22 protein-coding genes and 2 tRNA genes are annotated in these 21,813 nt (G+C 72.3%); 7 read left to right on the top strand and 17 right to left on the bottom strand.

All coding sequences use genetic code 11. From position 1 onward, the window contains the following. Positions 1 to 37 precede the first annotated feature (37 nt). Positions 38 to 643, top strand: a complete 606-nt coding sequence (locus ACFPZJ_RS03260) for a lytic polysaccharide monooxygenase auxiliary activity family 9 protein (RefSeq protein ID WP_381016840.1) — start codon at positions 38 to 40, stop codon at positions 641 to 643. Between the two features lie 109 nt (positions 644 to 752). After that, entirely contained in the window at positions 753 to 1,217 is a 465-nt protein-coding gene (locus ACFPZJ_RS03255; RefSeq protein ID WP_381016838.1) for a hypothetical protein, read from the top strand. Positions 1,218 to 1,277: 60 nt separating this feature from the next. Here the strand turns inward: ACFPZJ_RS03255 and ACFPZJ_RS03250 are convergent. From ACFPZJ_RS03250 to ehuB, 6 genes are all read right to left on the bottom strand, one after another. Then, a tRNA-Lys gene (locus tag ACFPZJ_RS03250) sits at positions 1,278 to 1,351 on the bottom strand. 89 nt (positions 1,352 to 1,440) lie between these two features. Continuing rightward, complete coding sequence (locus tag ACFPZJ_RS03245; protein ID WP_381016835.1) at positions 1,441 to 2,199, bottom strand: IclR family transcriptional regulator; 759 nt, start codon at positions 2,197 to 2,199, stop codon at positions 1,441 to 1,443. Positions 2,200 to 2,399: 200 nt separating this feature from the next. Next, on the bottom strand, positions 2,400 to 3,185 hold the full coding sequence (gene ehuA, locus ACFPZJ_RS03240) for an ectoine/hydroxyectoine ABC transporter ATP-binding protein EhuA (RefSeq protein ID WP_381016832.1): 786 nt from the start codon (positions 3,183 to 3,185) through the stop codon (positions 2,400 to 2,402). Beyond that, the gene (ehuD, locus tag ACFPZJ_RS03235; RefSeq protein ID WP_381016830.1) at positions 3,175 to 3,825 is read right to left on the bottom strand and encodes an ectoine/hydroxyectoine ABC transporter permease subunit EhuD; all 651 of its coding nucleotides are present in this window, start codon (positions 3,823 to 3,825) and stop codon (positions 3,175 to 3,177) included. The genes ehuA and ehuD overlap by 11 nt, the downstream gene beginning before the upstream one ends. Beyond that, a complete protein-coding gene (gene ehuC, locus ACFPZJ_RS03230) occupies positions 3,822 to 4,523 on the bottom strand; it encodes an ectoine/hydroxyectoine ABC transporter permease subunit EhuC (protein ID WP_381016828.1) in 702 nt (233 codons plus the stop codon). Before ehuC ends, ehuD begins: the two co-directional genes overlap by 4 nt. After that, entirely contained in the window at positions 4,520 to 5,425 is a 906-nt protein-coding gene (gene ehuB, locus ACFPZJ_RS03225) for an ectoine/hydroxyectoine ABC transporter substrate-binding protein EhuB (protein WP_381016826.1), read from the bottom strand. Before ehuB ends, ehuC begins: the two co-directional genes overlap by 4 nt. A 56-nt stretch (positions 5,426 to 5,481) precedes the next feature. On the opposite strand from ehuB, the gene ACFPZJ_RS03220 reads away from it, so the two are divergent. Beyond that, positions 5,482 to 5,976, top strand: coding sequence for a DUF3830 family protein (locus ACFPZJ_RS03220; RefSeq protein ID WP_381016824.1), 495 nt, complete (start codon positions 5,482 to 5,484; stop codon positions 5,974 to 5,976). On the opposite strand, the gene ACFPZJ_RS03215 is transcribed toward ACFPZJ_RS03220, so the two are convergent. Together ACFPZJ_RS03215 and ACFPZJ_RS03210 are read right to left on the bottom strand one after the other, a co-directional pair. Continuing rightward, a complete protein-coding gene (locus ACFPZJ_RS03215) occupies positions 5,957 to 7,360 on the bottom strand; it encodes an amidase (protein ID WP_381016821.1) in 1,404 nt (467 codons plus the stop codon). The genes ACFPZJ_RS03220 and ACFPZJ_RS03215 overlap by 20 nt on opposite strands. Before the next feature lie 17 nt (positions 7,361 to 7,377). Further along, entirely contained in the window at positions 7,378 to 8,325 is a 948-nt protein-coding gene (locus ACFPZJ_RS03210) for a D-2-hydroxyacid dehydrogenase (RefSeq protein ID WP_381016818.1), read from the bottom strand. A 172-nt stretch (positions 8,326 to 8,497) separates the two neighbouring features. Here ACFPZJ_RS03210 and ACFPZJ_RS03205 point away from each other — a divergent pair, with 172 nt between their 5' ends. The 3 genes from ACFPZJ_RS03205 to ACFPZJ_RS03195 all read left to right on the top strand — a co-directional run bounded on the left by ACFPZJ_RS03205 (position 8,498) and on the right by ACFPZJ_RS03195 (position 11,627). After that, positions 8,498 to 9,322, top strand: coding sequence for a maleate cis-trans isomerase family protein (locus ACFPZJ_RS03205; protein ID WP_381016815.1), 825 nt, complete (start codon positions 8,498 to 8,500; stop codon positions 9,320 to 9,322). Then, positions 9,319 to 10,050 (top strand): maleate cis-trans isomerase family protein, encoded by a 732-nt coding sequence (locus ACFPZJ_RS03200; protein ID WP_381016813.1) that lies wholly within the window; start codon positions 9,319 to 9,321, stop codon positions 10,048 to 10,050. Before ACFPZJ_RS03205 ends, ACFPZJ_RS03200 begins: the two co-directional genes overlap by 4 nt. 473 nt (positions 10,051 to 10,523) lie before the next feature. Next, complete coding sequence (locus tag ACFPZJ_RS03195; protein ID WP_381016810.1) at positions 10,524 to 11,627, top strand: LLM class flavin-dependent oxidoreductase; 1,104 nt, start codon at positions 10,524 to 10,526, stop codon at positions 11,625 to 11,627. Between the two features lies 1 nt (position 11,628). Here the strand turns inward: ACFPZJ_RS03195 and ACFPZJ_RS03190 are convergent, their stop codons facing one another. Beyond that, on the bottom strand, positions 11,629 to 13,479 hold the full coding sequence (locus ACFPZJ_RS03190) for a putative bifunctional diguanylate cyclase/phosphodiesterase (protein ID WP_381016807.1): 1,851 nt from the start codon (positions 13,477 to 13,479) through the stop codon (positions 11,629 to 11,631). A 384-nt stretch (positions 13,480 to 13,863) separates the two neighbouring features. Here ACFPZJ_RS03190 and ACFPZJ_RS03185 point away from each other — a divergent pair, with 384 nt between their 5' ends. Next, entirely contained in the window at positions 13,864 to 15,078 is a 1,215-nt protein-coding gene (locus ACFPZJ_RS03185; protein WP_381017309.1) for a M6 family metalloprotease domain-containing protein, read from the top strand. Positions 15,079 to 15,204: 126 nt separating this feature from the next. Here ACFPZJ_RS03185 and ACFPZJ_RS03180 read toward each other — a convergent pair. From ACFPZJ_RS03180 to ACFPZJ_RS03145, 8 genes are all read right to left on the bottom strand, one after another. After that, positions 15,205 to 15,278, bottom strand: a tRNA-Lys gene (locus ACFPZJ_RS03180). Further along, entirely contained in the window at positions 15,269 to 15,868 is a 600-nt protein-coding gene (locus ACFPZJ_RS03175; RefSeq protein ID WP_381016804.1) for a bifunctional DNA primase/polymerase, read from the bottom strand. The genes ACFPZJ_RS03180 and ACFPZJ_RS03175 overlap by 10 nt, the downstream gene beginning before the upstream one ends. A gap of 115 nt (positions 15,869 to 15,983) precedes the next feature. Further along, complete coding sequence (locus tag ACFPZJ_RS03170; protein WP_381016801.1) at positions 15,984 to 16,349, bottom strand: hypothetical protein; 366 nt, start codon at positions 16,347 to 16,349, stop codon at positions 15,984 to 15,986. Positions 16,350 to 16,500: 151 nt separating this feature from the next. Beyond that, positions 16,501 to 16,653, bottom strand: coding sequence for a hypothetical protein (locus ACFPZJ_RS03165; RefSeq protein WP_381016798.1), 153 nt, complete (start codon positions 16,651 to 16,653; stop codon positions 16,501 to 16,503). Beyond that, complete coding sequence (locus tag ACFPZJ_RS03160) at positions 16,650 to 18,038, bottom strand: AAA domain-containing protein (protein ID WP_381016795.1); 1,389 nt, start codon at positions 18,036 to 18,038, stop codon at positions 16,650 to 16,652. The genes ACFPZJ_RS03165 and ACFPZJ_RS03160 overlap by 4 nt, the downstream gene beginning before the upstream one ends. Further along, positions 18,035 to 19,627, bottom strand: coding sequence for a hypothetical protein (locus ACFPZJ_RS03155; RefSeq protein WP_381016792.1), 1,593 nt, complete (start codon positions 19,625 to 19,627; stop codon positions 18,035 to 18,037). Before ACFPZJ_RS03155 ends, ACFPZJ_RS03160 begins: the two co-directional genes overlap by 4 nt. Beyond that, complete coding sequence (locus ACFPZJ_RS03150; RefSeq protein ID WP_381016789.1) at positions 19,618 to 20,742, bottom strand: hypothetical protein; 1,125 nt, start codon at positions 20,740 to 20,742, stop codon at positions 19,618 to 19,620. Before ACFPZJ_RS03150 ends, ACFPZJ_RS03155 begins: the two co-directional genes overlap by 10 nt. Then, positions 20,693 to 21,664, bottom strand: a complete 972-nt coding sequence (locus tag ACFPZJ_RS03145) for a phosphatase PAP2 family protein (RefSeq protein WP_381016786.1) — start codon at positions 21,662 to 21,664, stop codon at positions 20,693 to 20,695. Before ACFPZJ_RS03145 ends, ACFPZJ_RS03150 begins: the two co-directional genes overlap by 50 nt. Positions 21,665 to 21,813 lie beyond the last annotated feature (149 nt).

Below are 21,813 nucleotides of genomic sequence, written 5' to 3'. Positions count from 1 at the left end.
TCACTGAACTTCCCCCACGTTCTCCAGGAGCGGCAGCATGCGCAAAAAGACCAAGTGGTACGCCGCCGCGCTCGGGCTCACCACGGCAGGGGCACTCGTCCTGTCCGCCGGAGGCGCGAGCGGCCACGGCTACACCGACCTCCCCATCAGCAGGCAGAAGCTCTGCCAGAACGGCACGGTGACCAACTGCGGCGCCATCCAGTGGGAGCCGCAGAGCGTCGAGGGCCCCAAGGGCTTCCCCGCCTCCGGGCCGGCCGACGGGCAGATCTGCTCCGGCAACAACACGCGGTTCGCCCAGCTCGACAGCCCGCGCACGCCCTCGGGCGGCGCCTGGCCGACCACGAAGGTGACCGGCGGACAGTCGTACACCTTCCGCTGGCAGTTCACGGCGATGCACGCCACGACGGACTTCAAGTACTACGTCACCAAGCCGGGCTGGAACCAGAACCACAACCTGGCCCGCTCCGACCTCAACCTCACCCCGTTCCTGACGGTGCCGTACAACGGCCAGCGCCCGCCGGCCACGCTCTCCCACAGCGGCAGGCTGCCGTCCGGGCTGAGCGGGCACCACGTCATCCTCGCGGTGTGGACGATCGCCGACACGGGCAACGCGTTCTACGCCTGCTCGGACGTCACCTTCTGAGGCCCCCGGGGTTCTCTGAGGTTCTCTTGAGTCACCGCCGCGGCCGGCGTGGGTAGGTTCCTCCCACGCCGGCCGATCGGGCCGGCGGACCGACCTCGGGGGAGGGGCGATGGACGTCGTCTTCTATGCCGCACCGGGCCTGATCATGGCCGTGGCGATCTTCATGGCGTACCGCGTGGTGCGCCGCTGGCTGCAGGTGCGCGGCGCCTGGAACAGCGGGCTGACGGCGGAGGGGCGCTGCCTGCGGGCCTTCACGACCACCCACGGCGGCGGTCATGACACGTCGGTGCGCACCACCCTGCACCACGTCTACGAGTTCCTCACCCCTGACGGCCGGGTGATCCGGTTCGAGGAGGAGGACGGTCCGGCGACGGTCGTCGAGGGCGACTACGTGACCGTGTACTACAGCGACGGCCGGGATGTCGTGGCCACGGCCCACGCCCCGAGCCGGGTGAAGCACGCGGCGGCCACCGTCGGCATCCTGGCGTTCCTCGGGGTGGTGGTCGTGTTCTGTGTCGGCTTCGTCGTCGCGTCCACCGAGGTCTTCGCCTCCTCGCAGGCCGCCGGTTTCTGACCGGACGTGCCCGGGAAACGTCTGAGGGGCCTCCCGCTCCCACGAAAGGCCCCTCAACAGTGCGCCGCCAGGGACTCGAACCCCGGACCCGCTGATTAAGAGTCAGCTGCTCTAACCAACTGAGCTAGCGGCGCATGACTCCCGTCGACCGCTCGCATCACTGGCTCGCGGTCGGCGACGAAGAAAATAGTACCCGGTCCCCGGGGGTGCTTTTGACCACGTCCTACAGGGCGAGGGAGAGCAGGACCGGCGCGGCGCTCCGGTTCAGCGTCTCCGCGGCCTGGCGCAGCCGGTGCGCGTGCTCCACGGGCAGCGACAGGGCCAGGCAGCCCACGGTGGAGCCGGCCGTGATCGGGACGGCCGCGCAGACCGTGCCGACCGCGTACTCCTGGAGGTCCAGGACGGGCACGGTGGGCGGCTGCGCCTCCAGCCGGGAGAGCAGCAGCCTGTCGCTGGTGATGGTGCGCGAGGTGAGCCGGGCCATCTTGTGGCGGGAGAGGTGGTCGCGGCGGCCGTTGTGGTCGAGCTGGGTGAGCAGGCTCTTGCCGACCGCGGTGGCGTGGGCCGAGTAGCGGAAGTCGACCCACTCGTTGACCTTGGGGGTCGCCGGGCTGTCGGCGTACTGCGTGACCTTCACCTCGCCCTCGACGTACCGGCTGAGGTAGACGGCCGCGCCCACCGAGTCGCGCAGCCGGTCCAGGGTGCGCTGGAGCTGCTCGCGCAGGGCCTCCTCGCGGTGGTGGGCCGAACCGAGGCGGGCCAGGGCGTCCCCCGTGACGTACGCCCCGTCGGTGACCTGTTCGACGTAGCCCTCGCGGCGCAGCATGCGCAGCAGCGCGGTCAGTCGCTCCGGGCCGAGGCCGGTGTGGCGCGCCAGTTCGGTGTCGGTGACTCCGGTGGTGTGCCGCGCCACGGTCTCCAGCACGCGCAGGGCGTCCTGGGCCGAGTGGTACGGCGCGGTCGGCTCGTGCTTCAGCGCCACGGTGGTCTCCCCCTGCGCTTGCTCTTAGGGCCGTACTCCGGTCGGTGAACCTCTTCCACGATAACCGGCAAGGGCTGTGAGGGGAGCGGGTGTTGACAAGAATCCCGGGCCCTCCCAACTGGGCCACCAGCACTCTGGCACATGCCACAGTCATCACCCGCTCCCCGGCCCCCGAACACGGGCCCGCGCACGGTCCGTGGTCACAGGACCGCGCTGAGGAATTCCCGTGTCCGGTCGTGCTCCGGCTCGCTGAAGATCTTCTCCGGGGGGCCCGCCTCGATGATCCGTCCGGAGTCGAACATCAGCACCTGGTCGGAGATGTCCCGGGCGAAGTTCATCTCGTGGGTCACACAGAGCATCGTGATGTCGGTGGAGCGGGCGATGTCACGGAGCACGTCGAGGACGCCCGCGACCAGCTCCGGGTCGAGCGCGGAGGTCACCTCGTCCAGCAGCAGCACCTGCGGCCGCATGGCCAGGGCCCGGGCGATCGCCACACGCTGCTGCTGCCCGCCGGACAGCTGCCCGGGGTGCTTGTCGAGGTGTTCGCTCAGCCCCACCAGCTCCAGCAGCTCCCGGGCCCGCTCCTCGGCGGCGTCCTTGGACATGCCGAGGACCGTGACCGGCGCCTCGGTGATGTTCTTCAGCACCGTCATGTTCGGGAACAGGTTGAACTGCTGGAACACCATCCCGATCTTCTTGCGGACCTCGCGGACCTGCTTCTCGGGCGCCGGGAACAGCCGCTCCCCGTCGACGGTGATCGTGCCCTCGTCGGGCTTGGTCAGCGTCATCAGCAGGCGCAGGATCGTGGTCTTGCCCGACCCGGACGGCCCGATCAGGGTGACGTGCTTGCCGGCGTCCACGGAGAAGTCCAGGTGGTCGAGCACGGTCACGTCCCCGAACCGCTTGGTCACCTGCTCCAGCCGGACCAGTTCGCTCGTCGACCCGGTGGGGTGCTTCTCAGGGTTGGCGTAGGTGTCAATGGACAAGGCGTCGCTCCAGGGCTCGCAGCAGCAGGGAGGCCAGGTAGGAAATGACGATGAAGGCCACGCCGATCACGGTCACGGGCTCGGTGAAGCGGAAGGTCTCCTGGGAGAACAGCCGCGCCTCGCCGAGCATCTCCAGCACCGTGATCGCCATCAGCATCGGCGTGTCCTTGAGCATCGCGATGACGTAGTTGCCGAGCGCGGGCACCACCCGGCGCACCGCCTGCGGCAGGATCACCGCCGTCCACGTCCGGCGCAGCGGCAGGTTCAGCGCCGTCGCCGCCTCCCACTGGCCGGCCGGTACGGCGTCGATGCCGGCCCGGTAGACCTGCATCGTGTACGTCGAGTAGTGCAGCCCGATCGCGAAGATGCCGGTGGTCAGCGCCGAGGCGGTCACGCCCCACTCGGGCAGCACGTAGAAGAGGAAGAACAGCTGCACCAGCAGCGGGGTGTTGCGGACGAACTCCGTGACCGCGCCGACCGGCCAGCACACCCACTTGGACGGCACCCGCATCAGCAGCGCCCACACCAGCCCCAGCACGAACGAGATCAGCGAGCCGAGCACCAGTGCCTGCACGGTGACCAGCAGGCCGTCCCAGAAGTGCGGCATGAAGTCGGAGACCGCGCTCCATTCCCAGTTCATCCGACACCGCTCCCCTCAGGCACGCGCACGGAGGCCACCGTCTTCTTCGGCGCCCTGCCGACGCCCGCCTTCAGCTTCTTCTCCAGTCCGCGCATGCCGCGGGTCAGCAGGAAGGCGATCACGAAGTAGATCAGCAGCACGTACGTGTAGATCTCCGCGCTCTCCTGCAGCGCCAGACGCACCAGGTTGCCGCTGAACGCCAGGTCGCCCATGCCCATGACCGACACCAGGGCGGTGCCCTTGAGCAGCTCCACCAGCAGGTTGGAGAACGGCGGGATCATTTCCGGCACGGCCTGCGGCAGCAGGATCAGCCGCATGCGCTGCCAGGGCGTGAAGCTGAGCGCGATGCCGCCCTCCTGCTGCGCCGGGTCGACCGCGCCGAGCGCACCGCGCACGATCTCCGAGCCGTACGCGCCGTAGGTCAGCCCGAGCGCCAGCGTGCCCGCCCACAGGGGCACCAGCTGCCAGCCGAAGGCGAGCGGCAGCACGAAGAACACCCAGAAGATCATCACCAGGGCCGAGGTGCCGCGGAACACCTCCGTGTAGAAGCCCGCGAGGAAGCGGACGATCCACAGCCGGTGGGTGCGCGCGATGCCGACGACGAAGGAGACCGCCGCGGCCAGCAGCGCACTGAGGACGAGCAGCTGGACGGTGACCCAGACGCCCTTGAGCACCAGTTCCCAGAGTCCCGAGGTCATCCGCCGCACAGCTCCTTCGCGGTCAGATCCGTCATCTCGGCCTTGGTGAAACCGAACGGCCTGAGGATGCGGAACAGCTCCCCGCTCCTCTTGAGCTTGTGCAGCTCGGCGTTGAAGGCGTCCCGTAGCTTCGTCTCGGTCGGCCGGAAGGCGAACGCGCCGCCGTCGACGTGCGGTTTGCCGCCGACGATCGGCTTGAAGGGCCGGGTCACCTCCGCCTTGGAGGACTTCTTCACCACCTCACGGGTGGTCAGCGCCGTCCCCGCGAAGACGTCGACACGGCCCGCCTCGACGGCGTTCAGCCCGGCCACCTGGTCCGGCACGATCAGGATGTCGCTCTCCTTGTACCCGGCCTCGACCGCGTACTGGATCTCGGCGTACCCGGTGCCGGTGGCGAACTTCGCCTTCTTCTCGACGACGTCCTTGTAGTCGTGCAACCCTTTCGGGTTCCCCTTTCGCACGATGAATGCGTCGAGCATCTGGTAGTCGGGGTCAGAGAAGATGACCTGCTGGCAGCGCTCGGGGTTGACGTACATCCCGGCGGCGACGACGTCGAACTGCTGGGAGTTGAGCCCGGGTATGAGCGAGCCGAACTCGGTCGGCACGGGCTGCACCCGGTCCACTCCCAGCCGCTTGAAGATGACCTTGGCGAGTTCAGGGGCCTCGCCGGTCAGTTCGCCGTTCTTGTCGATGTAGCCGAACGGGATCTCCCCGGCGATGCCGAGCCGTACGACGCCCGCGGCCCGCAGCCGCTCGAGCAGGTCACCGCCCTCGGTGCCGGACGCGGTGGCCACGCGAGAGCAGCCGGCAGCCCCCAGCGCGCCGAGCGCCGCGACCCCCGCGAGCAGCGACCGGCGTGTGGTTCCGGATGGGTTCTGGCTGTTTCTGAGTGGTGGAGCCATGGGCGCGCGGCTACCCGAGAGCATGCGATGTATGCGCCCTGGGCACGTGGGAACCCATGACGGATCGCTTCATCGAGGTATCACTGGACCGGCGCGGCGTACGCTGCACGGCCAAACTGCTGGACGACCGCGCGCCGCTGACCTGCGCCGCCGTGTGGGACGCCCTGCCGTTGTCGGGCGACGTGTACCACGCCAAGTACGCGCGCAACGAGATCTACGCCCTTTTTCCGCCATTCTCGGAAGCCGAACCACCCCTGGAAAACCCGACAGTTACCCCCATTCCGGGCGACCTGTGCTACTTCTCCTTCGCCGGCGCGGAGTTGGGGACGAAGGCCTACGGCTACGACCGCGAGGTCCGCCCCGGAACGACGGTGGTGGACCTGGCCCTGTTCTACGAGCGCAACAACCTGCTGCTGAACGCCGACGTCGGCTGGGTGCCCGGCATCGTCTGGGGGCAGGTCGTCGCAGGCCTCGACGAGATGGCCGAGGCCTGCAACGACCTGTGGCGGTCGGGGGCCGCGGGGGAGACGCTCAGCTTCCGGAGGACGTGACCGGCGTCGCGATCCCCGCCTCGTACAGCGCGTGCGCCACGCGCAGCACCAGATCGTCGCGGTGCCGGGCCGACACCAGCTGCATCCCGATCGGCAGGCCGTCCCCGTCCGCCCCGACGGGCACGGTCGCCGCGGGCTGCTGCGTCATGTTGAACGGGTAGGTGAACGGCGTCCAGCCCGTCCAGCGCCGGTGCCCCGAGCCCTTCGGCACCTCCGTGCCCGCCTCGAACGCCGTGATCGGCAGGGTCGGCGTGACCAGCAGGTCGTAGGCGTCGTGGAAGCGGCCCATGCGGCGGCCCAGGTCCATGCGCACGTCCACCGCCGCGAGGTACTCCAGCGCCGAGTAACGCGCCCCGATCGCGCAGATCTCCCGCAGCCCCGGGTCGAGCAGCTCCCGCCGGCGCGGCCCCAGGTGCTGGGTCACGCGAGCCGCCCCGCTGAACCACAGCGTGTGGAAGGCGTCCACCGGCTCGGTCAGGTCGGGGTCGGTCTCCTCGACGTACGCGCCCAGCTCCGCCAGCCGCTCCACCGCCCGCCGTACCGCCTGAGCGACCGCCGGGCGTACCGCGACCTGCCCGCCCAGCGACGGCGAGTACGCCACCCGCAGTCCGTGGACGCCGCCGGAAAGGCCCTCGGTGAAGGAACCGGGCGCCGGGCCGAGCGCCGACCAGTCACGCGAGTCCGGGTGCCCGATCACGTCCATCAGCAGCGCCGCGTCCGCCGCGTCCCGGGTCATCGGCCCGACGTGCGCCAACGTGCCGAAGGCGCTCGCCGGGTACAGGGGCACCCGGCCGTACGTCGGCTTCAGCGCGAAGATCCCGCAGAAGGACGCCGGGATCCGGACGCTGCCGCCGCCGTCCGTGCCGAGCGCCAGCGGTCCCGCGCCCAGGGCGACGGCCGCCGCCGCGCCCCCGCTCGACCCGCCCGCGGTGCGCGCCGGATCGCGCGGATGGCGGGTCACACCCGTGAGCGGCGAGTCCGTCACGCCCTTCCAGCCGAACTCGGGGGTCGTCGTCTTGCCCAGGAAGACCGCGCCGTGCTCGCGCAGCCGGGCGACGGAGGGCGCGTCCTCGTCCCAGCGGCCCTGCGCGGAGACGGTCCGCGAACCGCGCAGGGTCGGCGCGCCGCGCAGCAGCAGGATGTCCTTCACCGTGACCGGCACTCCGTCCAGCAGCCCGCACGGCGCACCGCGCCGCCACCGCTCCCGTGAGGCGCGGGCCCGTTCCAGCGCGTCCTCGGCGGTCAGCCGGACGAAGGCGTTCACCTCCGGCTGGACGGCCTCGGCCCGCTCCAGCGCGGCCCGCGTCACCTCCACGGGACTGAACTCGCCCTTTCGGTAGCCCTCGACGAGCCGTACGGCGGTCAGTTCGGTGAGCTCGGTCATCCGCCCTCCCAGGGACGTCAGTGTCCGGGTACGTAGCCGCGCTGCTTGTCGACCACGTTCACCAGCGGTCTGCCCGCCTCCCACCGCTCGTACAACTCCACGAACTGGGCGGCGAGCTCGTCCCGCCAGCCGGCCGTGTCGCCGCTCATGTGCGGGGAGACGATCAGGCCCGGGGCCCGCCACAGCGGACTGCCGGGCGGCAGGGGCTCGGTCTCGAACACGTCGAGCGCCGCGCCCGCGATCCAGCGCCTGGCCAGCGCCTCGGCGAGCGCGTCCTCGACGACCAGCTGGCCCCGCCCCACGTTGATGAACCGGGCCGAGGGCTGCATCACGCCGAAGCGGCGCGCGTCGAACATGCCGTGCGTCCGCTCCGTCAGCGGCGCCGCCGCGATCACCCAGTCGGCGCGGGAGATCAGCCGGTCCAGGTCGTCCGGGCCGTGGACGCCGGTGCGGGGCGTCCGGCCGACGAGCGCGGTGGTGATCCCGAGCGCTTCGAGGGTCGTGGCGATCGCCCGCCCGATCGGGCCGGAACCGACGACACAGGCGCGGCTCCCGGCGACCTTCTGCGACTCCCGGTGCCGCCAGGTCTGCTCCCGTTGCAGCTCCAGCGTGCGGGGCAGATCCTTCGCCATGGCCAGCACCAGGGCGGCGACGTACTCGGCGATCGGCTGGTCGAAGACGCCGCGCGCGTTCGTGACCACCGTGTCGCAGGCGGCGAGTTCCGGACACATCAGGTGGTCCACGCCGGCGCTGGCGGTGTGCACCCACCGCGGCCGCGGCCCGTCCCCCGGCCAGGCCTCGCGCACCGCGTGCGAGGTGAAGTCCCACACCAGCAGCACGTCGGCGTGCGGGAGCCGCTCGGCCAGGGAGGACTCGTCCGCGTGCTCCACCCGCACGCGGCCGGTGAGGCGGCCGAGGCGGGGAAGGGGCTCGGCGTCCAGGACGAGCAGGGTGGGGGTGGTCATGGGCAGCCGTTCCTCCAGCCGTTCTCCGGGCTTCCCGGGCCGGGACCGGGGCGTCTGACGTGCGCGAACCCCGTGCGGATTGACCACGCTCGCACCCGAACCTACCGTCGTCAACACGGGCGTGTGTACGGTCCGTTGCTCTGCCCTTCCTCTGTGTGAGGCGGTGCCTGCCATGGACGTCTCCTTTCTCGGCGGACCGAGCCCGCAGCGCGGTGTCGGTGTCGTCGCCCCCTTCGACTTCGCGTTGGACCGCGAGCTGTGGCGCTGGGTGCCGGACGAGGTGTCCCTGCACGTCACGCGGACGCCGTACGTGCCGGTCGAGGTCAGCCTGGATTTGGCCCGCCTGGTCAGCGAGCACGAGACGCTCGGTGACGCCGTGCGCACCCTGATCGCCATCGCGCCCGAGGTCGTCGCCTACGCCTGCACCTCGGGCAGCTTCGTCGGCGGCATCGCCGGCGAACGCGCGATGTGCGAGGCGATGACCCGGGCAGGCGCGGTGCCGTCGGTCACCACCTCGGGCGCGCTGCTGGAGGCGCTGACGGAGCTCGGCGTGCGGCGGGTGGCGCTGGTGACGCCGTACACGGTGTCCGTGACGCGGGCGCTGGAACGCTATGTGGCGCAGGCCGGCGTCACCGTCACCGGACGCGCCTACATGGGCCTGACCAGGCACATCTGGAACGTCCGGTACCGCGAGGTGGTGGAGATGGCCCGCCGCGCGGTACGGGACGGGCCCGGGCCGGCGCAGGCGCTGTTCCTGTCGTGCACCAACCTGCCGACCTACGACGTCATCCCGCAGCTGGAGGCCGAACTGCGCATACCGGTGATCTCGGCCAACCAGGTCACCATGTGGGCGGCGCTGCGCCGATTGGGTACCCGAGCGGTGGGACCGTACCAGGCGCTGATCGATCCGGCGGCGCGCCCCGGTCCCGTACTGCCGGGACTGCCCGACGCCGGTCCCGTACTGCCGGAAGAAGAGCAGCAGGAAGGCTGGACATGACCGCACTCGGATTCCTCTACCCGGGCCACTCCGCCGAGGACGACTATCCGCGCATCGAGCAGCTTCTGGGCAGCGACATCCGGATCGAGCTGGTGCACACGGACATCGGCGAGGACGCGCACCGGGTGGACGCGCTGCGCGAGATGGGTTCCGCGCAGCGGCTGGCGGCCGGTGTGCAGGAACTGCGGCACGCGGGCGCCGAGGCGGTGGTGTGGGCCTGTACCAGCGGCAGCTTCGTGCACGGCTGGGACGGTGCGCAGGAACAGGTGCGCACCCTGGCGCAGACGGCGGGCATGCCGGCGTCCTCCACGTCGTTCGCCTTCCTGCACGCCGTACGGGAGCTGGGCGTACGCCGGGTCGCGGTCGGGGCGACCTATCCGGAGGACGTGGCCGCCCTCTTCGTGGACTTCCTCCGCTCCGGCGGCATCGAGGTGACCGGCGTCCGCAGCTCGGGGATCATCACGGCGGCCGAGGTCGGCACGTGGGGCGAGGCGGAGGTCCTCGCGCTGGCCCGTGCCGCCGACCGCCCGGACGCGGAGGCGGTCCTGCTGCCCGACACGGCCCTGCACACGGCCGCCCACATCACGCACCTGGAGAAGGAGCTCGGCAAGCCGGTTTTGACCGCCAACCAGGTCACGGTCTGGGAGGCGCTGCGTCTGGCGGACCGGCGGGTGAACGCGCCGGAGCTCGGGGCGCTGTTCACGAAGGAGCCGATCGTGCAGGTGTGAGGCGGCGGACCACCGCGGTCATGGGCGCCCGCTTCAGACGCCCTTGCGAGGCGCTCACCGCCGACGCGGCCCGGGAACGTCGGCGGTGAGCGCCCGGCGCATGCCGCGCCGCCCGCTGGTGGCGGCGGTCGCCTTACAGGGCGCGCCGGATCAGGATGGCCCCGGCGACACACGGCCGTGCCGGGCGTCTGCCGCAGCCCCGCGGTGAGGGCCGTGAGCACCACGAGGCCGCACACATGACGGCGAGGACGACCAGGGGACAGGACGACCGGGGCCACAGATGCCTGTGCGGATACCCCGAAGGCGGTGCGGCCAGCGGTCGACTGCCTTGCCGGGGACGGAAGATGGTGCTCCGTGGGGGGTTGGTGACGACACGTCGTCCCGCGCCGGTGAAGAACGCCGAGGAATAAGCGGGGACTGTCTCCCGTTGACGCCGGAACGACACCACATGGCTCACAGCGGGAGGCATCACCGTGGCGGCAGACGAGATCCGGGCCGACGAGATCCGAGGAGAAGCGCGGGGCACCGCCCCCACCCCGCTCGCCGTCCTGGACCTGGTCACCGTCGGCTCCGGCCGCACCGCCACCGACGCCCTGCGCACCAGCGTCGCTCTGGCCCGGCTGGCCGAGGCCCGCGGGTTTCACCGGTACTGGGTCGCCGAGCATCACTCCATGCCGGGCGTGGCCTCCTCGTCCCCCGCCGTGATCCTCGCTCACCTCGCCGCGCACACCGACCGCATCCGCCTCGGCTCGGGCGGTGTGATGCTGCCCAACCACGCCCCGCTCGTGATCGCCGAGCAGTTCGGGACGCTGGAGGCGATGGCCCCAGGGCGGATCGACCTCGGCCTCGGCCGGGCCCCGGGCACGGACGGCGCCACCGCCGCCGCGCTCCGCCGTACCGACCGGCTCGACGAAGGCGCCGACGAGTTCCCGCAGCAGCTCGCCGAGCTGACCCGCTTCCTCGACGACGACTTCCCGGACGGCCACCCGTACCGCCGTGTCCACGCCGTCCCCGGCCCCGTGCAGAGCACGTCACCCGGCGGCGTGCAGTCCCCGCACCGCCCGCCCGTCTGGCTGCTCGGCTCCTCCGGCTTCAGCGCCCGCCTCGCCGGCCTGCTCGGACTGCCCTTCGCCTTCGCCCACCACTTCTCGGCGCAGAACACCCTCCCGGCGCTGGACCTGTACCGGGAGTCGTTCAGGCCGTCCGCCGTACTGGACGAGCCGTACGCCCTCATCGGCGTCTCGGCCCTCGCCGCCGACGACGACAAGGAGGCCCGCCAGGTGCTCGCCGCCGCGCTCGGCATGCTCAGGCTGCGCACCGGCCGCCCCGGCCTCATCCCGACGCCCGAGGAGGCGGAGGCGTACCCGTGGAGCCCGATGGAGCGGGACTTCGTCGCCTCCTGGACGGCCAACGTCATCCACGGCACCCCGGACGAGGTCCGCTCCGGCCTCGACGACCTCCACAAGCGCACGGGCGCCGACGAGCTGATGCTCACGGCCAACGCCCACAGCGGCGACGTACGCCTGCGCTCCTACGAACTCCTCGCCGACGCCTACGGCTTGCCGGACCCGGCCTGACCTACGGCTTGCCGCAGCCCGCCTGGGCCCCGGGCGCCCCCAGCAACCCGGAGATACGGTCCGGGGGCACCGGGCGCGAGTACAGCCACCCCTGCCCGGTGTCGCAGCCGATCCGCCGCAGCCGGGTCGCCTGCGCCGAGGTCTCCACGCACTCCGCGGTGACGGTCAGCCCCAGCCGGTGGGCGAGCTGGATCATCGCCTCCACGACGACCTCGTCGGCCGGGTTGGGGCGGGAGGCGGCGACGCTGTCGTCGTCGTGGTCGTACTGGAAGCCCCGTACGAAGGTGCCGTCCAGCTTCAGCACCGACACCGGCAGACGGCTCAGGTACGCGAGGTTGGAGTAGCCCGTGCCGAAGTCGTCGATGGCGATGCGCACACCCATGTCGCTCAGTGCCTGCAGCGCCTGGAGCGGGCGGCCCGCCGAGCCCATCACGGCCGACTCGGTCAGCTCCAGTTGCAGCAGGTGCGGAGCCAGGCCCGTCTCGTCCAGGGTCTCCGCCACGTCCGCGACCAGGTCCGAGTCCCACACCTGGCGGACCGCCACGTTCACGCTCACGAAGATCGGTGGCTCCTCCGGGTGGTCCAGCTGCCAGCGGCGGGTCTGGCGGCAGGCCGTGCGCAGCACCCAGCGGCCCAGCGGAACGATCGAACCGTCCTCTTCCGCCAGTCCGATGAACCGATTCGGCGTCAGTACGCCGAACTGAGGGTGATTCCAGCGGACCAGCGCTTCGACACCGTGCACACGGTTGTCCTCCATGCCCACCAGCGGCTGGTACTCGAGCGTGAACTCGCCGCGCTCGATGGCCGGCCGGAGCGTGGAGGCGAGCGCCTGGCGGGTCATGCGGTGCGCGTTGCGCTCCGGGTCGAACAGCGTCCAGCGCGCCTTGCCGTCGGCCTTCGCCCAGTACAGCGTGGTGTCCGCCGCCTGCATCAGGGCGGTCGGGGTGGTGCCGGCCGCGTGGCGTTCGACGACCCCGATCGACGCCGACACCGACAGCCGCCGGCCGGAGATGTCGAAGGGCTGCTGGATCGCCCGCAGCGCCGACTCGGCGAGGTCGGCCAGTTGTTCGGTGCCGGTGGAGTCCTCGACCAGCAGCGCGAACTCGTCCCCGCCGAGCCGGGCCACCAGCGGTGTGCTGGTGCGGGCGTGACCCGCCTCGTCGGCGCAGCGGGTGAGGCGTTCGGCGACGGCGGTCAGCAGCCGGTCGCCGACGCGATGGCCGAGGGTGTCGTTGACGGCCTTGAACCCGTCGAGATCGAGATAGCACAGTCCGATCCGGCCCGTGCCGCTCCGCTCGTACGACTCCGCCTCCAGCGCGGCCGACAGGCGTTCGAAGAACAGGGTGCGGTTGGGCAGCCGGGTCACCGGGTCGTGCATCTGCAAGTGCCGCAGCCGCGCCTGCAGTTCACGGCGGGCGCTGACGTCGACGACGGACAGCAGCACGCCCCGGTCCCGCGCGTCCTCGACGGGCAGCGGAGCGACCGTCACCTGCACCCACACCGTGCGATCCTCGGGGTGTTTGAGGCGGCGGGTGCAGCACAGCCTGGCCTGCCGGCCGCCCAGCACCTCGCGGTAGGCGTGCCAGGTACGCGCGTCGGAGGTCAGGTCCACCAGGTCGGCGGCGACGGCACCGGTCAGCTCGTCCGGGGCGGTGCCCAGCAGCGTGGCGAGCGCGTCGTTGGCGCTGACGACCAGACCCTCGCGGTCGACGACGGCCATGGCGAGCGGAGCGGCCGTGAAGACGGACCGGTACGGGAGCTTCGTACGGGCAGACGTGTCGATCTCACTCTCTGTGACGACCGGCCGGTCGGGTTGTGCCGCGGGCGCCGGCCCTTCGGACGTTCCGCTCACCGCTCGCTCCCGCAGTGCACTCGATCTCTGTCCGTGCAGGAAAGTCTCAGGAAAGTGTGCCGATCATAGAGGCTGGCCCGAGGCCCTTCCAGCGGGTTGCCGTTCTCCGGGGCCGAACCATCGCCCTGGCAGATCGTTTCTGCGCACACCTGGACGCCTTCTTCAAGCCTCCGACCAGTTGTGACGTTCCGTGAGTAATCCGGGGGTGTCCTTCCGCCCGCGAACTCGGCACTGTCACCCGACTGGTGCAGACAAACAGGACGCAGTACGACAAACAGACACAGTCTGGATGCGGTGTTCCGTGAACCGCATCCGGAGGTCTCTGTGCCGCGTCAGCTTCCCGGTCCGCTGAGGGCGCGGCCCCGACTGCGCGGTACCACGGCGGTGTGCACCACCCTGTCGGCGCTCGCCGCGACCTCCCTGATGACCGGCCCCTCGGACGCCGGGCCCCGCTCGCCGGAGCCCTGCGCCCTGACCCGCACCGACGCCCACCACTCCGAGGGCCTGGACACCTGGAACGCCGCCTATCCGCGCCCGGCGCGCGGCCTGGACGCCGTCATGGTCTTCCTGTCCTTCCCCGACTCGCACCCCCTGACGACCCCGCAGCAGCTGACGGCCGACCACTTCCCTGCCACGAGCCGCTTCTTCGAACGCGCCTCGTACGGCAGGTTCAGCCTGCGCCCGCACCCGCTGCGGCGGTGGATCCGGATGCCGCGGCCGTCCACGGCGTACGCCATACAGCGCGACTGGAAGCCCGAGCAGCGGGCCGCCTACCTGCGCGACGCGCTCGCCGCGGCCGACGGGCACGTCGACTTCTCGCGGTTCGACGTCGTCTACTTCGTCGCCGACCCGGACGCGCCCGGGGTGGACTCCGACGCGACGAAGGTCGTCAACCTGGAGGTCCCGCTGCGGGCCGACGGCACTGACATCCGGCGCGTCGTCACGGTGTTCGAGCGGCATCCGCCGGACCGGCTGGTCCTGGCACACGAGACCGGCCACGTCTTCGACCTGCCGGACCTGTACCGCCGGCCCGCCGACGGCAAGGGCGACTGGGACACCCACGTCGGCGACTGGGACCTGATGGGCAGCCAGTTCGGGCTGGCGCCGGATCTGTTCGGCTGGCACAAGTGGAAGCTGGGCTGGCTGGAGCCGCGGCAGGTGACGTGCGTACGGAGCGGGTCGGCGCGGCTGACGCTGGAGCCGCTGGGGGCCGGGCCGGGTGTGCCGGTGACGGGCGCCGCCGGGACGCCGGTCTTCGGGCTCGGGCGGGGCACCAAGCTGGCGGTCGTCCGTACCGGCGCCGACAGCGTGCTCGCCTTCGAGGCGCGCGGGCCGGTGGGCAACGACGCGACCACGTGCCGTCAGGGAGTCCTCGTGTACCGGGTGCGCAGCGGGGCCCAGTCCGGAGGTGGGCCGATCGACGTGATCGATGCCCACCCGGGCACCGAGGCATGCTGGGAGGACTCGGTCTACCCGCCCCTCGCGGACGCCCCGGTCGCCCTCGGCGAGAGTTTCACCGTGCCCGGGGAGGGTGTGCGGGTGGAGGTGCAGGGGCGGACGGCGTCGGGGGCGTGGACCGTGGAGATCACGGTGCTGTAGGGGGCGCTGCCGTGGACAGGTGGCCACCGGAGACAGGCGGCCGTTGGTGCCGGCGCTCGCCGGGGACGGGCGCCCGTCGGGAACAGCGAAAGGCCCCTCGCTTTCGCGAGGGGCCTTTCGCTGTCGTGCGCCGCCAGGGACTCGAACCCCGGACCCGCTGATTAAGAGTCAGCTGCTCTAACCAACTGAGCTAGCGGCGCCTGCTGACGTCGTAGACCTTAGCACCCTGGTCGGCGGGAGGAAAAATCGATATCCGCACGGCCGCGCGGGCCGCCCGTACGGCCGCCCACAGCAGCACCTCCGGGCCCGGCAACCAGGGCTGACGTGTGTCCGGGGCGACGAGCCAGCGGGAGCCGGACCGGCCCGGGGAGAGGGTGCCGCACGGGGCGGGAACGGTCACAGCGTCGCCGGTGCCGTGGCACAGCAGCGGCGGGATCGGCCCCCTGCGGCCGCCCTCCCGCTCGTCCCTGCCCTGGGCGCTCCACTCCTCCCACTCCAGCAGCGACGGCAGCCGCTGGGCCGTGCCGGGCGACGCGAACAGCAGCATCCGGCCGCGGAACTCCGCGACCGGGCCGGAGCCCGGGCCCTCGCCCCACAGCCGGTCCAGCATCCGCCGCCCGAACATCGAGGGCGCGCTCACCACGTCGAAGGCGGAGCCGCAGGGCAGCACGACCGGTGCCTCCGGGTGCTCCTCCCAGAGGGCGAGGGTGCTGCGGGGATACGTTCCTGCCGAAGCCAGCCAGGCGGCGCCGTCCGAGGTGACGGCCGCTGAGTTCCGAGTGCTGCTCATGCCCCCCAGGTCTACCGGCAGTGAGTGCTCGATTCCGCTGGGTTGCCGGAAATCGGGACACGAAGCACCGGGACGGGGTAACCTGCCCGCCTGGCATATGCCGGGTGCAGTCGGATCACACCGGGTCGACGTGTCCCCGGCCTTCGCCGCCCCGCATCAGGTCCCGGCCGAACTCGACCATCTTCTTCGCGTAGTCCTCGGTCCATTCGGCCCGTTCCGCGATGTCCGCGGGCGTCAGCCGGTCGAACCGCCGGGGATCCGCGAGCTGCGCGGCCGCCATCGCCTGGAACTCCACGGCCCGGTCCGCCGCGGCGCGGAACGCCTGCGTCAGTTCCGTCGCCCTGTCCAGCAGTGCCCGCGGGTCGTCGATCGACTCCAGGTCGAAGAAGTGCTCGGGGTCGGAGGCCGCCTCCGCGGGCTCGAAGAGCAGGGGCGCGGGGCGTAGCCGCGGTTCGTCACGACGCGGCGTGTGCTCCGCCATGTCTTCTCCTCCTCGTAGGTCGCGGATGACCCTGTGGAGCGGGCCACCGTCCATTGTCTCGCGCCGACGCAAGAGGGCGTCGGGTTCGGGCTGCCAGAACGGCCGTGCAGTCCGGGCCGGGCCGGGTAGGGGTCGGGCGCGGATGTGCCGGTCATGGTTGCCACGTCACCCGGTGTTCGGCCAGGTGTGCCAGGACCGCGTGGTTGGCCTCCCAGCCGTCCGGGCTGTATTCGTCGGCCGCCTCCGGCGGCGTACCGGACTCCGTCCGGCGCGGGGGCGGGTCGGGCGCGGATGTGCCGGTCATGGTTGCCACGTCACCCGGTGTTCGGCCAGGTGTGCCAGGACCGCGTGGTTGGCCTCCCAGCCGTCCGGGAACTTCACCAGCGTGCCCAGTTGGACCGGTTCCGTCGACGGGTAGTCGTCGAGGAGTTCGCTCACGCCCGCGCGGCACACCACCACGCACGCGTGCCGGTGGCGGGAGGCGAGGACGCACAGGCGGCCGGTCTCCAGGTGGAATGCCGTGGCGTCGGGGCGGCCGGACAGGGGGTGCAGGACGACCGTCACGTCGTACTCGCGGCCCTGGAGGCGGTTGGCCGTGTCGACGGTGACGTCCGTCACGCCCAGCTCGGCCAGCACCGACCGGACCGCCGCCGCCTGGTCCCGGTGCGCCGTGCCGACCGCGATCCGGTCGGCGGTCAGGGGAAAGGGGTCGGTGGCGCGCTCCGAGACCGCCGCACCGCCCCGGTCCAGCAGCCGTCGTACGACGGTCGCCACCGCCCGCACCGCCTCGGGGTCCGTGCGCGGGGTGTGCCGCGCGGGCAGCTCCAGCAGGCCCCAGCCGGACTCGGCGGCCTCGTCGAGCACCCGGTCCGGGGCCGAGCCGTCCGACGGTACGGCGAAGGAGAGACGGCGGTCGTGGTGCCCGGTGCCGCTGCGGAACGGGGTGTAGGGGTAGAACGCGTCCGACACCAGCGGCGCCGCCGAGGCGGGGAGCCGCCAGGACACCGGCAGGCGGTGCTGCGGCAGCTCCGGGTTGTGGGCCAGCAGGGTCGTCACCGCCGAGGCGGACGGGTCGTACGACAGGCCCGCCCACTGCTCGCTGCCCACGATCGCGAACGGGTCGAGCTGCCCCGGATCGCCCACGAACAGCGCCCGCTCGAACAGCCCGGCCACCGCCAGCAGCGCATCCGAGCGCATCTGGTACGCCTCGTCGACGATCGCGTGCCGCCACGGCTCGTCGACCTTGACGTGCGCCCACTTCGCGGCCGTCGAGACCACCACGGGCAGACCCGTCAGCTCGGCGGCCTTGGCCGACTTCCGTACCTGCGGCAGGTCGTCGAGCGCCTTGTCGTACGGATCGGCCTCGCTGCTGTGCAGGCGCCCGACCGGCAGCTCGGGGTTCTTCTCGGCGAGCCTCAGGACGAGGTCGTCGACCTGGGCGTTGGTCTGCGCGACGACCATCAGCGGGCGCCCGGCGTCGGCCAGGTCCAGCGCGGCACGGACCACCAGGGTGGACTTGCCGGCACCGGGCGGGGAGTCGACGACGACCCCGCGTGCGGCACCGTGCAGCGTGTCGCGCAGGATCGCCTCCGTGGCGCGGGCGGCCGCGGCACCGGGGTCGAAGGCGGCCCCGGTCGTCGGCTCGACCGGCGCCTCGGCCGGTGTCCGGGTCGTCGGTTCGGCCGTCACAGCACGTCCTCCTCGGTGACCGGGTCGGCGGCCTCCGGCGTCGTTTCACCGGGCGGGCCGCCATGCGTCCACGGCGTCTCCTCCGGGTCGGGCAGCTTCGCGCCGCCGCGCGGCTCGTGCTCGAACAGCGTGAAGCAGACCCGGTCGCCCTTCTCCGGCACCGACCCGGCCTCGGGCTCCTTGCCCCGGCCCATCTTGTCCAGGATCCGCAGCACGATCACCGCGCCGTCGTCCTCGTACGACACGAACTCCGCGGCCTGCGGCTTCCCGCCCAGCGACCGGTACACCTTGGTCCGCTCGGCGAGGTGCGGCCGGTCGTCGGTGCGGACCGTGACCAGTGGGCGCGGGCTGGGCCGCCTGCCCTCGCTGTACGTCATGACCACGTCGGTCACCTCGCCCGCGAACGCCTCACCGGCCAGCCGCCGCGCGGCCATCACCAGCGGGTCGTCGAGGGCCTCCTGCGCCTCCAGGCGGGCCTGTTCGCGCTCGCGTGTGGCGAGTTTGTTGGCCGCGGTCACCGCGTCGTCGCGGCGCGGCTGCGGCGGTTCCCCGGCCAGGACGCGGTCGCGGTGGCCGGTGAACGACCAGCGGTCGCGGGTCCACCGCTCCTCGACGTGCGCCCCCTCGGGCAGTTCCCGCAGCAGGTCCAGCCCCCGCCACACCGCGTCCCAGGTGGGCCGTGTCCGGCTCTCGACCAGGGCACGGATCTCCCGCTCGGCGGCGGTCAGGGCGGCGAGCCGGTCATCGGCCTGCAGGCCGTCCTCGGCGGCGGCCAGCGCGGTGCGGGCGCGGTCGTAGCGCTCGATGGCCGGGGCGAGCAGCTTGTTGTCGAAGGCCGGGTCGGTGGCGGGACCGGCGGGCGGACAGGTCAGCTGCCCCTGGGCGTCCCGCTCCAGCTCCGCCTGCAACGCGGCCTCCGCGCCCGACATCCCCTCCGGCGGGTCGATCCAGGCGAGCAGCGCGCCCAGGTGCTGGTCCTCCAGCGTGGACTGCCCGGTCGCCCAGTGCCGGGCCAGGACGTCCGTCATGGCCAGCAGCAGCGACGAGCCGGGCACCCGGGCCCGCTCCCCGAAGTGCGTCAGCCACCGCCCGAGCAGCGGCACCCTCGGCGGCGCGGGGTACGGCGCCTGCGGGTCCTGCTCGGCCGTGCGCCGGAACCGCATGGAGCGGCCCAGCAGCCGGACGAAGTCCAGGCCCGCGCGGCTCGGCACGATCAGTTGCGGGGCGTCCGCGCACAGGTCGACCTCGACCTTGACCCGCTTGCCGGTCTCCGGGTCGGTCTCGGTGCGCTCGGCGGCCTCGACGGCGTCGGCGTACGCGTCGACGTACGGCAGGACGAGGTCGGCCAGTTCGGCCAGGAAGGCGAAGCGCAGGTCGCGGTCGCGGGGCTGCGGGACGGCCAGCAGACGCGGCGCGTCCCGGTCGGTGCCCACCAGTGCGCCGAGCGGGGCGCCCGCCTCACCGGCGGTGGTGAGCGGCACGAAGACCAGGGGCCGGTCGGACAGGTGCCGGTGCCGCACGGTGGCGGCGGGCTGGGCGCGGCCGGTGCGGACGGCTTCGAGACGGGCGAGGGTGGTGATCAGCGACATGCCGCTCCCTCCAGGGCCTGCGCGCGCAGTTCCGCCGCCCTCCGTAGCGCCGCCACCGCCGGGTCCGCCGGGTCCCCGGCCTCCCCGTGGGCGGCCGCCAGCACGTCGTCGACCGTTGTCAAGCCGCCCAGTTCGGCCCGGACGGGGCGGCCGAGCGAGGTCACCGCGCCGCTCTCGCGGGAGCGGGCGCGGCAGTGGAAGGCCAGCTCGCAGGCGGACAGACACTCGGGCGCGTAGGTCGCCGGGACCGACTCGACGGCGGCCGTGAGCTGTTCGGCAGGCAGCTTTGGGGAGAAGCAGGTTCCCTCGGGGAGCGCGTCGGCGATGTCCTGCACGCGGGTGAGCCGGGTTAGTTGACGGGCGGTCACCGCGCGCTGCTTGCGGATGTCGACGGCGGACGCGGTGGGCACGTTGGAGAAGTCCTTCGGGCACACGAGCAGGACCCGCTGCCGCACGCGCGGGGCCGGGTCCAGACGGGCCGCGACCTCCTCCAGCGCCAGCACGTACACCGCCGCCTGACGGGCCGCCGCGCCGACCTTCGCCGGGTCCGCGGCGCCGTCCAGCATCGGGAAGGACTTGATCTCGACGACCGTCCAGCTGCCGTCCGGGTGCACCACCACCGCGTCCGGCTCCAGGAAGGCGGGGGAGCCGGCCACGTCGAGGGCGAGCATCGGGTGGTCCAGCAGGGTCCAGGCGCCGGGCGTCGCGGTGGCCTCGCGCAGTTCCAGCGCCGTACGGGCCGTACGCCCCTGCGGGCCGGTCGCGGTCAGGTCGGGCACGTGCGCGCCGACGGGCGGTTCGGCGGACCGGTCGAGCTTCTCGTGCACCAGTCGCAGCAGTTCCGCGCCGCCGTCCGCCTTCACCTTCGCCTCGAACGCGTTGCCGCGCGTGAGCGCGAACTGGGACTGCCCGAAGGCCGACGGCGCGCCCAGCGCGCCGGCCAGCGCCGCCTTGTTCACCCCGGCGCCGTCGAGGATCGCGCGCCGCGCGCAGCCCGGGTTGGCGGCGAGGGCGGCCAGGGCGCGCGCGTCCAGCGTCTTGGCCGCAACGTCCGGACCGCGCAGCTCAGCGAGCCGCTGCCGGAGCGCCTTCTCCCGCGTCCGTGGGAGAGGCACCCGGCTCGGCTCCCGGTCCGAACCGTGACTCGCGCTGCCGTGGAATTCGCTCACCCGCGGAAGTCTGGCATCCGCCACTGACAATCGGGGAACCCGCGACGGAAGAGTCCGCCGCGACCGTAGTTACCGCCGCGACCGGCGCGGCACGCGGCGCGAACCGCGCCCTGACCCGGCCCACCGACCGCGTCACGACCGGCGCGAGCAGCAGCCCGGCTGCCATCACCGCGACGCCCGCGGCCGCGTCGAGGAAGTAGTGGTTCGCGGTGCCCATCACCACGATCGTCGTCACCAGCGGGTAGCCCACGCCCGCCACCTTCGCCGCACGGGTCCCGCCGTGGCGCCACAGCATCACTCCGCACCACAGCGCCCAGCCCACGTGCAGGCTCGGCATGGCCGCGTACTGGTTCGTCATGCCGCCCAGACCGCGTGGCGCGCTGGCCTCGCCGCCCCACCAGCCGTACGCGCTGTAGTGCGCCATGGTGTCGACGAAGCCGTGGCTCGCGTCCAGCAGCCGGGGCGGGCAGGTCGGCAGCAGGCTGAAGCCGATCAGGCCGATGAAGGTGGACGTCATCAGCCAGGTGCGGGCGGCGCGGTAGTGCCGGGTGCGGGAACGGAACAGCCAGACGAGGATCGCGGGCGTGACGAGGTAGTGCAGCGAGGCGTACCAGAAGTCGGCCGGTATGCCGAGCCAGGGCTCGCGGGTGAAAAGACGATTCAGCGGATGCTCGGCGTTGAGGTACAGCATCTTCTCGACGCGCAGGATCGCCAGGCCGTGGTCGACGGCGTCGGTGACGTCGCCCCTGACCAGGAGCCGCCCCGCCGAGTAGCACGCGTACACCAGCAGTATCAGCGGCAGTTCGGTCCACCAGCGCAGCCGGGTCGCCGGGGCCGCCTCGGTGCCCGGTCTCTCGGTGTGCGGCATCCGATCGCCCTCCCCCTCATCCACGGCGCCCCGTCGGCCGGTCGTGTCACTTTACGGCGTACGCCTGCGCCCGCGCGGGGGGCGCCTCCGGCCCTCATAGACGCTGAGATCGCCCGCCGGGTTGCCCGTGACCGGCGTGCGCGATGATG

This window comes from Streptomyces bullii, from assembly GCF_042657145.1.
In the GTDB taxonomy this organism is placed as follows: Bacteria; Actinomycetota; Actinomycetes; order Streptomycetales; family Streptomycetaceae; genus Streptomyces; species Streptomyces bullii.
This window is presented reverse-complemented; position numbering and strand designations above follow the sequence as displayed.